Source organism: Pseudomonas sp. FGI182, from assembly GCF_000511325.1.
Lineage (GTDB): Bacteria > Pseudomonadota > Gammaproteobacteria > Pseudomonadales > Pseudomonadaceae > Aquipseudomonas > Aquipseudomonas putida_Z.
Map to the genome: position 1 here is coordinate 1258150 of NZ_CP007012.1, position 14219 is coordinate 1272368.

Sequence of the window (14219 nt, forward strand, 5' to 3'; positions counted from 1 at the left end):
GGTAGGGCGCCAAACGGATCAACCGGCCGGCCGCCTGGCCGTAGACCCAAGACGGATGACTATGAACCCGAATTTTCTCGATTTCGAACAGCCGATTGCCGACCTGCAAGCCAAGATCGAAGGCCTGCGCCTGGTAGGCAACGACAACTCGCTGAACATCAGCGATGAAATTGCCCGTCTGCAAGACAAGAGCAACACCCTGACCGAAAGCATCTTCGGCAACCTGACCAGCTGGCAGATCGCCCGCCTGGCCCGTCATCCGCGTCGTCCTTACACCCTGGACTACCTGGAGCACATCTTCACCGAGTTCGAAGAGCTGCACGGCGACCGCCACTTCTCCGACGACGCTGCCATCGTCGGTGGTACCGCGCGCCTGGACGGCAAGCCGGTCATGGTCATCGGGCACCAGAAGGGCCGTGAAGTGCGCGAGAAGGTACGCCGCAACTTCGGCATGCCGCGCCCTGAAGGCTACCGCAAGGCCTGCCGCCTGATGGAAATGGCCGAGCGCTTCAAGATGCCGATCCTGACCTTCATCGACACCCCGGGCGCCTACCCGGGCATCGACGCCGAAGAGCGCAACCAGAGCGAGGCCATCGCCTGGAACCTGCGCGTGATGGCGCGCCTGAAAACCCCGATCATCGCCACCGTGATCGGTGAGGGTGGCTCCGGCGGTGCGCTGGCCATCGGCGTGTGCGACCAGTTGAACATGCTGCAGTACTCCACCTACTCGGTGATCTCGCCGGAAGGCTGTGCCTCGATCCTGTGGAAGACTGCCGACAAGGCAGCCGACGCAGCTGAGGCCATGGGCATCACTGCCGAGCGCCTGAAGAGCCTGAACATCGTCGACAAGGTCATCCAGGAGCCGCTGGGCGGCGCCCACCGTGACCCGGCGAAGATGTCGGAAAGCATCCGTGCCGACCTGGTACAGCAGCTGGACATGCTCGGCAAGCTCGACCATGACGCGCTGCTGGCCCGCCGTTACGATCGCCTGATGAGCTACGGTCTCTGAGACACCCTGGGGCCGCTATGCGGCCCTTTCGCGACACAAGGCCGCTCCTACAGGGGATTGCGTAATCCTGTAGGAGCGGCCTTGTGTCGCGAAAGGGGTGCGCAGCGCCCCCGGCAATCTCAAGCCATGTGAGGCCCCAATGATCAACCTCACCCCCTGGCTCAACGCCCCCACCTGGTACATCGCCTTCTCCGGCGGCCTCGATTCCACCGTCCTCTTGCACCTGCTGGCCGACTACGCCCGCAATCACGCATCCCCTCCACTGCGCGCCATCCACGTCCACCACGGCCTGCAACCCGCCGCCGATGCCTGGCCCGCTCACTGCCAAACCGTCTGCGACAATCTCGGCATCGAACTCCAGGTCATCCACGTCCAGGTCACCCCCGGCGCCAGCCTCGAGCAAGCCGCCCGCGACGCCCGCTATGCTGCCTTCAGGCAAGCCCTCGGCCCGGGTGACATCCTGTTCACCGGCCAGCACCGCGACGACCAGGCCGAAACCCTGCTGTTCCGCCTGCTGCGCGGCGCAGGCCTGCGTGGCCTGGCTGCAATGCCGGGGCAGCGGGCGCTAGGGCAGGGCAGCCTGGTCAGGCCATTGCTGGGCTGTTCCCGCCAGCAACTGCAGGACCATGCTCAGGCCAATGGGCTGGCCTGGATCGAAGATCCGTCAAACGCTGACACACAATTTGCCCGCAACTACCTGCGCAGCGAAGTGTTTCCGCTGCTTCAGCAACGTTGGCCGCAGGCCAGCCAGAACCTGGCCCGCGCCGCCGAGCACCTGGGCGAAGCCCAAGGGCTGCTGGACGAACTGGCCCAGGACGACCTGGCGCTCGCCGGGGAGGGCGCGCCGGTGGCTTGGCCGGGGCTGGACTCCCTTGACCTGGCTACCCTGGTGGCGCTGTCGCCGGCCCGTCAGCGCAATGCCCTGCAATACTGGCTGAGCCGCCGTACCCGCCTGCCCGACACCCGGCACTGGGCCGGCTGGGCGGACCTGCGCGATGCCGCCGCCGATGCCCAGCCCGCCTGGCAGCTTGCCGATGGGCAACTGTTGCGCAGTCATGGGCGCATCTGGTGGTTGAGCGGTGACTGGCTGCAGCTGCCCGTCGGCGAACTGGCCTGGGCCGATCCCGCCAAGCCTTTGCTGTTGCCGGGTAACGGCAGGGTGCGTCTTGTTGGCGCAGCGCCGCTGGACGGCTTGCGCATTGCCTACCGCCAGGGCGGTGAAGTGCTGGATGTCCCCGGCCGCGGCCGACGCGACCTCAAGCGCCTGTTAAACGAACTGCAGGTGCCGCTTTTCCTGCGCCCGCGCCTGCCACTGCTGTACCAGGGCGAACGCTTGCTGGCGGTGGCCAACCTGCCCGGGCTGGTGCAGGCTGATTGCCAGCTGTCCTGGCAGTTGCCGACGAACGCGCAAGGTTTGAGCTGAAGGGTACATTCGGGTAGACTACCCTCCCTTCTTGATACAGCTTCTGTGGGTTCCGCGAAAACACAGGAGTTGCCGATTACCAAGCAGTTTTTTGCTGGGCTGATTCTGGAAATGACGAGCGAGCTCCATGCCGGGGATACCCCTGGTCTGTACAGACGCGGCAGTTTTTCGAGATGCACTGTGATTGACGCAGGTGATCGGGGGCTTCGGCCTTCCTTCGCTTTCTCCGGCGGCGCTGGCCGCCTTAACGCAGACTTCTAGGGTTTTTCATGACGCGCTACATATTCGTCACGGGCGGTGTTGTTTCTTCATTGGGGAAAGGCATTGCCTCGGCTTCCCTGGCGGCCATCCTGGAAGCGCGGGGCCTGAAGGTCACCATGCTCAAGCTGGATCCGTACATCAACGTCGATCCGGGCACCATGAGCCCGTTCCAGCACGGTGAAGTATTCGTCACCCACGATGGCGCCGAGACCGACCTCGACCTGGGCCACTACGAGCGGTTCATCCGCACCACCATGACCCAGAACAACAACTTCACCACCGGCCGCATTTACGAGCACGTACTGCGCAAGGAGCGTCGTGGTGACTACCTGGGCGCGACCATCCAGGTCATCCCGCACATCACCGACGAAATCAAGCGTCGCATCATCAAGGGCGCCGGCGATGCCGACGTGGCCCTGGTGGAAATCGGCGGTACCGTGGGTGACATCGAGTCGCAGCCGTTCCTCGAGGCCATCCGCCAGCTGCGCGTCGAAGTGGGCTCCAAGCGCGCCATGCTGATGCACCTGACCCTGGTCCCGTACATCGCCACCGCTGGCGAGACCAAGACCAAGCCGACCCAGCACTCGGTCAAGGAGCTGCGCTCCATCGGCCTGCAGCCTGACGTGCTGATCTGCCGCTCCGACCACCCGGTCGATGCTTCGTCGCGTCGCAAGATCGCGCTGTTCACCAACGTTGAAGAGCGTGCGGTGATTTCGCTGGAAGACGTCGACACCATCTACAAGATCCCGGGCGTGCTGCACGCACAGGGCCTGGACGACTTCGTCGTCGAGCGTTTCGGCCTGCAGTGCAATGGCGCCGACCTGTCCGAGTGGGACAAGGTGGTCGATGCCAAGCTCAACCCCGAGCACGAAGTGACCATCGCCATGGTCGGCAAGTACATGGAGCTGCTGGATGCGTACAAGTCGCTGATCGAAGCGATGAGCCACGCTGGCATTACCAACCGCACCAAGGTCAACCTGCGCTACATCGACTCGGAAGACATCGAGAACCAGGGCACCAGCCTGCTCGAAGGCGCCGATGCCATTCTGGTACCGGGCGGTTTCGGCCTGCGCGGCGTGGAAGGCAAGATCACCGCGGTGCAATACGCCCGTGAAAACAAGGTGCCGTACCTGGGTATCTGCCTGGGCATGCAGGTGGCCGTGATCGAATTCGCCCGTAACGTGATGGGCTGGAAAGACGCCAACTCCACCGAGTTCGACCGCAACAGCGGCCACCCGGTAGTCGGCCTGATCACCGAGTGGGCCGATGCCACCGGTGCCGTCGAAACCCGCAGCGAAGCCTCCGACCTGGGTGGCACCATGCGCCTGGGCGCACAGGACTGCCAGCTGGCCGCCGGTTCCAAGGTGCACGACTGCTACGGCAAGGACGTGATCACCGAGCGTCACCGTCACCGCTACGAAGTGAACAACAACCTGCTGCCGCAACTGGTCGACGCCGGCCTGGTGGTTTCCGGCCGTTCCGAAGATGGTGCGCTGGTGGAAGTGGTCGAGTCCAAGGACCACCCATGGTTCGTCGCCTGCCAGTTCCACCCGGAATTCACCTCGACCCCGCGTGACGGCCACCCGCTGTTCAGCGGCTTCGTCAAGGCAGCCCTGGCTCAGAAGAACAAGGCCTGATCAATGACCCAGAAGATCATTCGCGTCGGTAACATCGAGATCGCCAACGACAAGCCGTTCGTCCTGTTCGGCGGCATGAACGTCCTGGAGTCCCGTGACCTGGCAATGAAGGTCTGCGAGGAGTACGTGCGGGTGACCGAGAAGCTCGGTATCCCGTACGTGTTCAAGGCCAGTTTCGACAAGGCCAACCGTTCGTCGGTAACCTCGTACCGTGGCCCGGGCATGGAAGAGGGGCTGAAGATCTTCGAAGAGATCAAGCGCACCTTCAACGTGCCGGTCATCACCGACGTGCACGAGCCTTACCAGGCCGAGCCTGTAGCCAAGGTGTGCGACATCATCCAGCTGCCGGCCTTCCTGTCGCGGCAGACCGACCTGGTGGTGGCCATGGCCAAGACCGGCGCAGTGATCAACATCAAAAAGGCCCAGTTCCTCGCACCTCAGGAAATGAAGCACATCCTGACCAAGTGCGAGGAGGCCGGTAACGACCAGTTGATCCTCTGCGAGCGTGGTTCGAGCTTCGGCTACAACAACCTGGTGGTGGACATGCTCGGCTTCGGCATCATGAAGCAGTTCGAGTACCCGGTGTTCTTCGATGTGACCCACGCCCTGCAGATGCCGGGTGGTCGCGCCGATTCCGCCGGTGGTCGCCGCGCCCAGGTCACCGACCTGGCCAAGGCCGGCATGAGCCAGGGCCTGGCCGGGCTGTTCCTCGAAGCCCACCCCGATCCGGACAACGCCAAGTGCGATGGCCCATGCGCCCTGCGCCTGGACAAACTGGAGCCGTTCCTGGCCCAGCTCAAGCAACTGGACGACCTGGTGAAAAGTTTTCCGACGGTAGAAACCGCGTAAAGCTCGATTCTCGGGTAAAGTACCGTCCGATCCACCCCTGACCAGTCGGTCAGGGGTTCCCTTCACCCGGCCTGCCCACTGCAAGTCCGCCCGGTGAACGGCAAGAATTTCCTAAGCTAAGTTGTTTTCGTCAATTCTGGAGTGCTTACAACAATGGCAAAAATCGTCGACATCAAAGGTCGTGAAGTTCTCGATTCGCGTGGCAACCCCACCGTGGAAGCCGATGTACTGCTCGACAACGGCATCATCGGCAGCGCCTGCGCGCCGTCCGGTGCTTCCACTGGCTCGCGCGAAGCGCTGGAGCTGCGTGATGGCGACAAGAGCCGTTACCTGGGCAAGGGCGTGCTGAAGGCCGTCGCCAACATCAACGGCCCGATCCGTGACCTGCTGCTGGGCAAGGACCCTGCCGACCAGAAGGGCCTGGACCGCGCCATGATCGAACTGGACGGTACCGAGAACAAGGCCAAGCTGGGCGCCAACGCCATCCTGGCCGTTTCCCTGGCTGCCGCCAAGGCCGCTGCCCAGGACCAGGACCTGCCGCTGTACGCGCACATCGCCAACCTGAACGGCACCCCGGGCCAGTACTCGATGCCGGTACCGATGATGAACATCATCAACGGTGGCGAGCACGCCGACAACAACGTCGACATCCAGGAGTTCATGGTTCAGCCGGTTGGCGCCAAGACCTTCTCCGACGGCCTGCGCATGGGTACCGAAATCTTCCACCACCTCAAAGCCGTGCTGAAGGCCCGTGGCCTGAACACCGCCGTTGGTGACGAGGGTGGTTTCGCCCCTAACCTGGCTTCCAACGAAGACGCCCTGGGCGCCATCGCCGAAGCCGTCGAGAAAGCCGGCTACAAGCTGGGCACCGACGTGACCCTGGCCCTGGATTGCGCGGCTTCCGAGTTCTACGAAGACGGCAAGTACAACCTGTCCGGCGAAGGCAAGTCGTTCGACGCCGAAGGCTTTGCCGAGTACCTGAAAGGCCTGACCGAGCGCTTCCCGATCATCTCGATCGAAGACGGCCTGGACGAGTCCGACTGGGCTGGCTGGAAGATCCTCACCGACAAGATCGGCACCAAGGTGCAGCTGGTTGGCGACGACCTGTTCGTGACCAACACCAAGATCCTCAAGGAAGGCATCGAGAAGGGCATCGGTAACTCGATCCTGATCAAGTTCAACCAGATCGGCTCGCTGACCGAAACCCTGGAAGCCATCCAGATGGCCAAGGCTGCTGGCTACACCGCGGTGATTTCGCACCGTTCCGGTGAAACCGAAGACTCGACCATTGCCGACTTGGCCGTGGGTACCGCTGCTGGCCAGATCAAGACTGGCTCGCTGTGCCGTTCCGACCGCGTTTCCAAGTACAACCAGCTGCTGCGCATCGAAGAGCAACTGGGTGCCAAAGCGGTTTACCGCGGTCGTGCCGAGTTTCGCGGCTAAGCAAGAGATGGTAAAAAGACAGCAGCCGGAGTTGTAGGAACGTTCGTACTGTTCTTTTCTACATTCCAACGGGTTTCTGTCGACGAAGCCTGGCCTCGGCCAGGCTTCGTGCTATTCGAGGCCCCGAAGTAAAAAGTACCCGGCAGCCTTTTTAACCTGGATAACGTGATGCGCAGTCCCTATTGGTTGTTCCTCGTCCTGCTCCTGCTGCTGGGTGGCCTGCAGTACCGCCTGTGGGTGGGTAATGGCAGCCTGGCGCAAGTGACCGAGCTGAAGCAGCAGATTGCCGAGCAGCATGCCGAAAACGAGCGCTTGCTCGAGCGCAACCGCGTGCTCGATGCCGAAGTGCTGGAGCTGAAAAAAGGCATGGAGACCGTTGAAGAGCGGGCTCGCCACGAATTGGGGATGGTCAAAGAGGGCGAAACCCTCTTCCAGTTGCCACAGAAATGATCGAAACCTTACCGGCCTTCTGGGCCGTGATTCCTGCTGCGGGCGTAGGTGCCCGCATGGCTGCCGACCGCCCCAAGCAGTACCTGGAGCTGGCCGGGCAGACCATTCTCGAGCACAGCCTCGACTGTTTTCTTGGCCACCCGATGCTCAAGGGCGTGGTGGTCAGCATTGCCGAAGATGACCCGTACTGGCCTCGCCTGCGCTGCGCCAGCGACCCGCGCATCCAGCGCGCCACGGGTGGCCGCGAGCGTGCCGACTCGGTGCTCAATGCCTTGCTGATGCTGCATGCCCAAGGGGCGGCGGACAGCGACTGGGTGCTGGTGCATGATGCCGCGCGACCGAACCTGGCGCGCAGCGATCTGGACAAGCTGTTGGCGGAGCTGGCGGGCGACCCGGTGGGTGGCCTGCTGGCGGTGCCGGCGCGCGATACCCTCAAGCGGGCCGATGCCGATGGCCGGGTGGGCGCTACCGTCGACCGCAGCACCATCTGGCAGGCCTATACGCCGCAGATGTTCCGCCTGGGGGCGTTGCATCGGGCGCTGGCCGAGTGCCTGGTGTCAGATGTGCTGGTAACCGACGAGTCCTCCGCCATCGAGTGGTCCGGCCAGGCGCCGCGGCTGGTTGAAGGGCGCAGCGACAACATCAAGGTGACCCGGCCGGAAGACCTGGAGTGGTTGCGCCAGCGTTGGGCAGGGCGTCGCTGAGGCTTCAGGCCTGTGCTTGCTTCTTCGCGGGCATGCCCGCTCCCACAGGTACCGCGCCAACCTGAAGGTATGCGCGGTACCTGTGGGAGCGGGCGAGCCCGCGAAGAGGCCGGCACAGCCAACACACCCCTTCAGCCTTGCCGATACTCCGGCAACCCCGCCAACCCTTCCTTCAGGTAATCCACCAACCGCCGCACCTTCGGCGAAAGGTGCCGCTGCTGCGGATACAGCGCCCACACCGCCGTGTTCGGCGGCTGGTGCGCCTCCAGCAACGACACCAGCGCGCCACTGTTCAAGTGCTCCAGCACGTAGTAATCCGGCAACTGGCACAACCCCATCCCCTGCAGCGCCGCGTCCAGCACCGCCTGCCCGCTGTTGCAACGCCAGTTGCCCTGCACTCGTTGGCTGATCTCGCGGCCGTCCTGCTGCAGCGCCCACAAATCCGAGCTGCCCACCAGGCAATTGTGCCGCGCCAGTTCCGACAGGCTGTGTGGCCGACCGTAACGTTCCAGGTAGGCCGGCGAAGCGCACAGGTACATGCGCCGGGGCGCCAGGCGGGTTGCCACCAGTCGTGAGTCGGCCAGCCGGCCCAGGCGGATGGCCAGGTCCATGCCTTCGTGCACCAGGTCGAGGGTATGGTTGCTCAGTTCCACATCCACCCGCAGCTGCGGGTACAGCGCCATGAACCGTGTCACCAGCGGCACGATGAAGCGCTCGCCATAGGCCACCGCGCAGGTCATGCGCAGCAACCCCTTGGGCTCGCTGGCCAGGTCACCCATGGCGCGCAGGGCTTCCTCGCGGCCATCCTGCAGGCGCTGGCAGTGCTGCAGGAATGTCTGCCCGGCCTCGCTCAGGGTCACTCGCCGGGTACTGCGGTACAGCAGGCGCGTCTGCAGCCGTTCCTCCAGCCGGGCGATCTGCCGGCTGATGTGCGATGAGGAAACCCCCAGGCGCTCGGCGGCCGCGGTGAACTGGCCCGACTCGGCCACGGCGACGAACTCGTCGATGCCTTCCCAGCGGCTGCTCATTGATTATCCCTGTATGGCAATAATGTTTTGTCTTTGGCCGGATTATTCATCAAAAGACGGTGAATTACACTGCCAGACTGAATCGACCCTCTGTCTGGAGACCTTTGATGATCAAGTCCCGTGCTGCCGTAGCCTTCGAAGCCAAGAAACCCCTGGAAATCGTCGAAGTCGACGTGGCCATGCCCAAGGCCGGTGAAGTGCTGCTGCGCGTGGTCGCCAGCGGTGTCTGCCACACCGATGCCTACACCCTGTCCGGTGCCGACCCGGAGGGCATCTTCCCGTCGATCCTCGGCCACGAAGGTGGCGCGATCGTCGAGGCGGTAGGCGAGGGCGTCACCTCGGTCGCCGTCGGTGATCACGTCATCCCGCTGTACACCCCGGAATGCGGCAAGTGCAAGTTCTGCCTCTCGGGCAAGACCAACCTGTGCCAGGCCATCCGCGCCACCCAGGGCAAGGGCCTGATGCCGGACGGCACCACGCGCTTCTCCTACAAAGGCCAGCAGCTGTTCCACTACATGGGTACCTCGACCTTCTCCGAGTACACCGTGCTGCCGGAAATCTCCGTGGCCAAGATCCAGAAAGAAGCGCCGCTGGAAAAGGTCTGCCTGCTGGGTTGTGGCGTCACCACCGGTATCGGCGCGGTGCTCAACACCGCCAAGGTCAAGCCGGGTGACACCGTGGCCATCTTCGGCCTGGGCGGCATCGGCCTGTCGGCAGTGATCGGTGCGGTCAAGGCCAAGGCGTCGCGCATCATTGCCATCGACATCAACCCGGCCAAGTTCGAAATCGCCCGCCAGCTGGGTGCCACCGACTGCATCAACCCGAAAGACTACGACCGCCCGATCCAGGAAGTGATCGTCGACCTCACCGACGGCGGGGTGGACTTCTCCTTCGAGTGCATCGGCAACGTGCAGCTGATGCGTGCTGCGCTGGAATGCTGCCACAAGGGCTGGGGTGAGTCGGTGATCATCGGCGTGGCCGGTGCCGGCCAGGAAATCGCCACTCGTCCGTTCCAGCTGGTCACCGGCCGCGTATGGCGTGGTTCGGCGTTCGGTGGCGTACGTGGCCGCAGCGAGCTGCCAAGCTACGTGGAAATGTCCGAGAAGGGCGAGATCCCGCTGGATACCTTCATCACCCACACCATGGGCCTGGAAGACATCAACAAGGCCTTCGACCTGATGCACGAAGGCAAGAGCATTCGCAGCGTGATCCACTTCTGAGGTTTGCCATGAGCCTGGATAACATCTCCTGCCAGAAGAGCTTCGGCGGCTGGCACAAGCGTTACCGGCATCACTCCAAGGTGCTGGGCTGCGACATGGTGTTCGCCGTCTACCTGCCGCCGCAGGCCGAACAGGGCGAGAAGCTGCCGGTGCTGTACTGGCTCAGCGGCCTCACCTGCACCGACGAGAACTTCATGCAGAAGGCCGGCGCCCAGCGTCTGGCCGCGGAGCTTGGGTTGATCATCGTCGCCCCCGACACCAGCCCGCGTGGCGAGCAGGTGCCGGGCGACCCGGACGGTGCCTGGGACTTCGGCCTGGGTGCCGGCTTCTACCTCAATGCCACTCAGCAGCCCTGGGCCCAGCACTACCGCATGCACGACTATGTGGTGGAGGAGTTGCCCGCGTTGATCGAGGCGCACTTCCCGGCTTCGGGCGAGCGCAGCATCAGTGGCCACTCCATGGGTGGGCATGGGGCGCTGGTGTGCGCCTTGCGCAACCCGGGGCGCTACCGCTCGGTGTCGGCGTTCTCGCCGATCAGCAACCCGATGGATTGCCCGTGGGGCGAGAAAGCCTTCAGCCGCTACCTGGGTGAAGACCGTGCGCGCTGGCGCGAGTGGGATGCCAGCGTGCTGCTGGCCGAGACCCCGGCCGGCGAATGCCCGCCGTTGCTGGTGGACCAGGGCGACCGCGACGACTTCCTCGAGAAGCAGCTCAAGCCTGAAGCCCTGGAGCAGGCGGCACGCAAAGGTGGGCATGAACTGACCCTGCGCCTGCAACCTGGCTATGACCACAGCTACTACTTCATCGCCAGCTTCATCGAGGAGCACCTGCGTCATCATGCGGTGGCGCTGGGGCGGGTGTAGGGCGTAGCACTTTGGGTGCCTGTGAGATCGAGCGCCGCCCGCGCGGCGCTTCGCGGGGCAAGCCCGCTCCCACATTTGTTGCAACGTGCCGAACCTGGCAGGCCATGGTTGCCAGCCTGGTTGCCCTGATCCGATTTCTCGCCTGGCGCTGCCGCCGCCCCATCTGTCTCAAGTCATGCACTAAGGCGGACAACGCCTTTCCCACAGGCATGGCCACGTTGCAACAAATGTGGGAGCGGGCTTGCCCCGCGAAGCGCCGCGCGGGCGGCGCTCGATCTTGCAGGCGCAGATAATCCTGTGGCGATCACCTCCAGCCCTAATACCTCAAAAGCAGGTAGAATCACGCCCTGACTCATTCAGGGCGTTTTTCTATGCGTATTGGCCACGGCTACGATGTGCACCGTTTCTGCGACGGTGATTTCATTACCCTGGGCGGGGTGCGTATCCCCCACAAATACGGCCTCCTGGCCCACTCCGATGGCGACGTGCTGCTGCACGCCCTGAGCGATGCCTTGCTTGGCGCGGCGGCGCTGGGTGACATCGGCAAACACTTCCCCGACACCGATCCGCAGTTCAAGGGCGCCGACAGCCGGGTGCTGCTGCGCCATGTAGTCGGCATCGTCCAGGCCAAGGGCTGGAAGGTCGGCAACATCGACGCCACCATCGTCGCCCAGGCGCCGAAGATGGCCCCGCACATCGAGACCATGCGCAAGCTGATCGCCGAAGACCTGCAGGTCGAACTCGACCAGGTCAACGTCAAGGCTACCACCACCGAGAAGCTCGGCTTCACCGGCCGCGAGGAGGGCATCGCCGTGCATTCGGTAGCCCTGCTGCTGCCAGCATGACCGAACTGGAACTGCTGGGCCCGCGCGCATCGGGCGAACCACTGGGTACCGCCGTCCTCAAGGCGGTGGCCGAGGATTTCCAGGTCGACGAAGTACTGGACATCCCCCTGTCGGGCCACGGCGAGCACCTGTGGCTGTGGGTCGAGAAGCGTGACCTGAACACCGAGGAGGCGGCCCGCCGCCTGGCCCGTGCTGCTGGGGTGCCGGTGCGCACGATCAGCTACGCCGGCCTCAAGGACCGCCAGGCCCTGACTCGCCAGTGGTTCAGCCTGCACCTGCCAGGCAAGGCCGACCCGGACCTGTCGCGTGCCGAGGATGCCAGCCTGCGTGTGCTCAAGCAGGTGCGCCACCAGCGCAAGCTGCAGCGCGGTGCGCATTCGGCCAACGGCTTCACGCTGCGCCTGACTGCCCTGGCTGCCGATCACCAGGCGGTGGATGCACGCCTGGAACAGCTCAAGCAGCACGGTGTGCCGAATTATTTCGGCACCCAGCGCTTCGGCCACGGTGGCGGCAACGTTCACGACGCTCTCGATTGGGCCGCACGCAAGGCCCTGCCCGAACAGCGCAACGTGCGTTCGCGGTTGCTCTCGGCCGGGCGCAGCTACCTGTTCAACCAGGTGCTGGCAGCCCGTGTTGCCGACGGCAGCTGGGCGCAGGCCCAGGTGGGCGACCTGCTGGCGTTCACCGACAGCCGCAGCTTCTTCCCGGCGGGTGAGGCGGAATGTGCCGACCCGCGCCTGGCGATTCTCGACCTGCACCCGACCGGCCCGATGTGGGGCGCGGGCGATTCGCCGGCCGCCGGTGTCACCGCACAGCTGGAAAACACCGTCGGCGCGCGTCAGCCAGCACTTTGCCAGTGGCTGGCCTTGGCGGGCATGGATCACGAACGACGCATTCTGCGGCTCCCTATTGGCGGTCTTACGTGGCATTATCCGGAGCCTGATATCCTGCAACTGGAATTCGTCCTTCCGGCCGGATGCTTCGCCACCGTGGTGGTGCGCGAAGTCGTGGATCTGGTGTCGGCGGGGCAGACGGACAGCTCATGCGTATTCTGATTTCGAACGACGACGGTGTTACCGCACCCGGCATCGCCGCGCTGCACGCTGCGCTGGCGGATTACGCCGAGTGCGTGGTTATTGCCCCGGATCAAGACAAGAGCGGCGCCAGCAGTTCGCTGACGCTGGACCGGCCACTGCATCCGCAGACCCTGGCCAATGGCTTCATCAGCCTCAACGGCACGCCGACCGACTGCGTGCACCTGGGGCTCAATGGGCTGTTGCCACAGGCGCCGGACATGGTCGTGTCGGGGATCAACCTCGGTGCCAACCTGGGCGACGACGTGCTCTATTCGGGCACGGTCGCGGCCGCGTTGGAAGGTCGTTTCCTTGGCGGTACCTCGCTGGCGTTTTCGCTGTTGTCGCGCCAGCCGGACAACCTGCCAACCGCGGCCCATATCGCCCGCCGCCTGGTCGAGGCGCAGTCGCGCCTGGCCTTGCCGCCGCGCACCGTGCTCAACGTCAACATCCCCAACCTGCCGCTGGAGCACATTCGTGGCATCCAGCTCACCCGCCTCGGTCACCGGGCGCGGGCGGCGGCGCCGACCAAGGTGGTCAACCCGCGCGGCAAGGAAGGCTACTGGATCGCCGTGGCCGGGGATGCCGAGGACGGTGGCCCGGGTACCGACTTCCACGCGGTGATGCAAGGCTATGTATCGATCACTCCGCTGCAGCTCGACCGCACCTTCAGTGATGCCTTCGAGCAGCTCGACGGTTGGCTGGAGGGCCTGCTCTGATGCGCGAGGACGATATGCTGCGGCGTGGCATCGGCATGACCTCCCAGCGTACCCGGGAGCGGCTGATCCAGCGCCTGTGCGAGGAGGGCGTTTCGAACACCAAGGTGCTCGATGTGATCCGTCGTACCCCGCGCCACCTGTTCGTCGACGAGGCGCTGGCGCATCGCGCCTACGAAGACACCGCGCTGCCGATCGGCCACAACCAGACCATCTCGCAACCGTTCATGGTTGCCCACATGAGCGAGCTGCTGCTCGAGGCCGGGCCGCTGGACAAGGTGCTGGAGATCGGCACTGGCTCGGGTTACCAGACGGCAATCCTGGCCCAGTTGGTCGAGCGGGTGTTCTCGGTGGAGCGCATCAAGGTGTTGCAGGACCGGGCCAAGGAGCGCCTGGTGGAACTGAACCTGCGCAACGTGGTGTTCCGCTGGGGCGACGGTTGCGAAGGCTGGCCGGCGCTGGCGCCGTACAACGGCATCATCGTCACCGCCGTGGCGCCGGAAGTGCCGCAGGCATTGCTCGACCAGCTGGCGCCCGGTGGCCGTATGGTGATCCCGGTGGGGCCAGCCGGCGAAACCCAGCAGCTGATGCTGATCGTGCGCGAGGAGCATGGATTCTCCCGCCGCGTGCTGGGGGCAGTGCGCTTCGTACCGCTGCTCAACGGCCCGCTGGCCTGAACACTGCTGGTTCGAGCCGCG

14 protein-coding genes are annotated in these 14219 nt (G+C 64.4%); 13 read left to right on the forward strand and 1 reads right to left on the reverse strand.

Features of this window, described 5'->3' with window-relative positions; all coding sequences use genetic code 11:
• The first annotated feature begins 61 nt into the window (after positions 1-61).
• The 7 genes from accA to ispD all read left to right on the forward strand — a co-directional run bounded on the left by accA (position 62) and on the right by ispD (position 7776).
• Positions 62-1009, forward strand: coding sequence for an acetyl-CoA carboxylase carboxyl transferase subunit alpha (accA, locus tag C163_RS05675; RefSeq protein ID WP_015269200.1), 948 nt, complete (start codon positions 62-64; stop codon positions 1007-1009).
• 139 nt (positions 1010-1148) lie between these two features.
• Positions 1149-2432 carry a tRNA lysidine(34) synthetase TilS gene (tilS, locus tag C163_RS05680; protein WP_025337983.1) on the forward strand — a complete coding sequence of 428 codons (1284 nt, stop codon included), beginning with the start codon at positions 1149-1151 and terminating at the stop codon, positions 2430-2432.
• 269 nt (positions 2433-2701) lie between these two features.
• Positions 2702-4330: a CTP synthase gene (locus C163_RS05685; protein ID WP_025337984.1), complete on the forward strand. Its 1629-nt coding sequence runs from the start codon at positions 2702-2704 to the stop codon at positions 4328-4330.
• A 3-nt stretch (positions 4331-4333) separates the two neighbouring features.
• Complete coding sequence (kdsA, locus tag C163_RS05690; protein ID WP_025337985.1) at positions 4334-5179, forward strand: 3-deoxy-8-phosphooctulonate synthase; 846 nt, start codon at positions 4334-4336, stop codon at positions 5177-5179.
• Between the two features lie 153 nt (positions 5180-5332).
• Positions 5333-6622 carry a phosphopyruvate hydratase gene (gene eno / locus C163_RS05695; RefSeq protein WP_025337986.1) on the forward strand — a complete coding sequence of 430 codons (1290 nt, stop codon included), beginning with the start codon at positions 5333-5335 and terminating at the stop codon, positions 6620-6622.
• Positions 6623-6790: 168 nt separating this feature from the next.
• Positions 6791-7072 (forward strand): cell division protein FtsB, encoded by a 282-nt coding sequence (gene ftsB / locus C163_RS05700; RefSeq protein WP_004375443.1) that lies wholly within the window; start codon positions 6791-6793, stop codon positions 7070-7072.
• A complete protein-coding gene (ispD, locus tag C163_RS05705; RefSeq protein ID WP_025337987.1) occupies positions 7069-7776 on the forward strand; it encodes a 2-C-methyl-D-erythritol 4-phosphate cytidylyltransferase in 708 nt (235 codons plus the stop codon). The genes ftsB and ispD overlap by 4 nt, the downstream gene beginning before the upstream one ends.
• A gap of 131 nt (positions 7777-7907) precedes the next feature.
• Here ispD and C163_RS05710 read toward each other — a convergent pair whose 3' ends face one another.
• Complete coding sequence (locus C163_RS05710) at positions 7908-8804, reverse strand: LysR substrate-binding domain-containing protein (protein WP_025337988.1); 897 nt, start codon at positions 8802-8804, stop codon at positions 7908-7910.
• 107 nt (positions 8805-8911) lie between these two features.
• Between C163_RS05710 and C163_RS05715 the strand changes: the two genes are divergently transcribed.
• The 6 genes from C163_RS05715 (at position 8912) to C163_RS05740 (ending at position 14198) form a co-directional block, all read left to right on the forward strand.
• Positions 8912-10024 carry an S-(hydroxymethyl)glutathione dehydrogenase/class III alcohol dehydrogenase gene (locus C163_RS05715; RefSeq protein WP_016712915.1) on the forward strand — a complete coding sequence of 371 codons (1113 nt, stop codon included), beginning with the start codon at positions 8912-8914 and terminating at the stop codon, positions 10022-10024.
• Between the two features lie 8 nt (positions 10025-10032).
• On the forward strand, positions 10033-10887 hold the full coding sequence (fghA, locus tag C163_RS05720; protein WP_025337989.1) for an S-formylglutathione hydrolase: 855 nt from the start codon (positions 10033-10035) through the stop codon (positions 10885-10887).
• A gap of 371 nt (positions 10888-11258) precedes the next feature.
• Positions 11259-11732: a 2-C-methyl-D-erythritol 2,4-cyclodiphosphate synthase gene (gene ispF / locus C163_RS05725; protein WP_015269207.1), complete on the forward strand. Its 474-nt coding sequence runs from the start codon at positions 11259-11261 to the stop codon at positions 11730-11732.
• A complete protein-coding gene (gene truD, locus C163_RS05730) occupies positions 11729-12787 on the forward strand; it encodes a tRNA pseudouridine(13) synthase TruD (protein ID WP_025337990.1) in 1059 nt (352 codons plus the stop codon). Before ispF ends, truD begins: the two co-directional genes overlap by 4 nt.
• Positions 12775-13524: a 5'/3'-nucleotidase SurE gene (gene surE / locus C163_RS05735; protein WP_025337991.1), complete on the forward strand. Its 750-nt coding sequence runs from the start codon at positions 12775-12777 to the stop codon at positions 13522-13524. Before truD ends, surE begins: the two co-directional genes overlap by 13 nt.
• Before the next feature lie 35 nt (positions 13525-13559).
• Complete coding sequence (locus C163_RS05740; RefSeq protein ID WP_015269209.1) at positions 13560-14198, forward strand: protein-L-isoaspartate(D-aspartate) O-methyltransferase; 639 nt, start codon at positions 13560-13562, stop codon at positions 14196-14198.
• Positions 14199-14219: the final 21 nt, after the last annotated feature.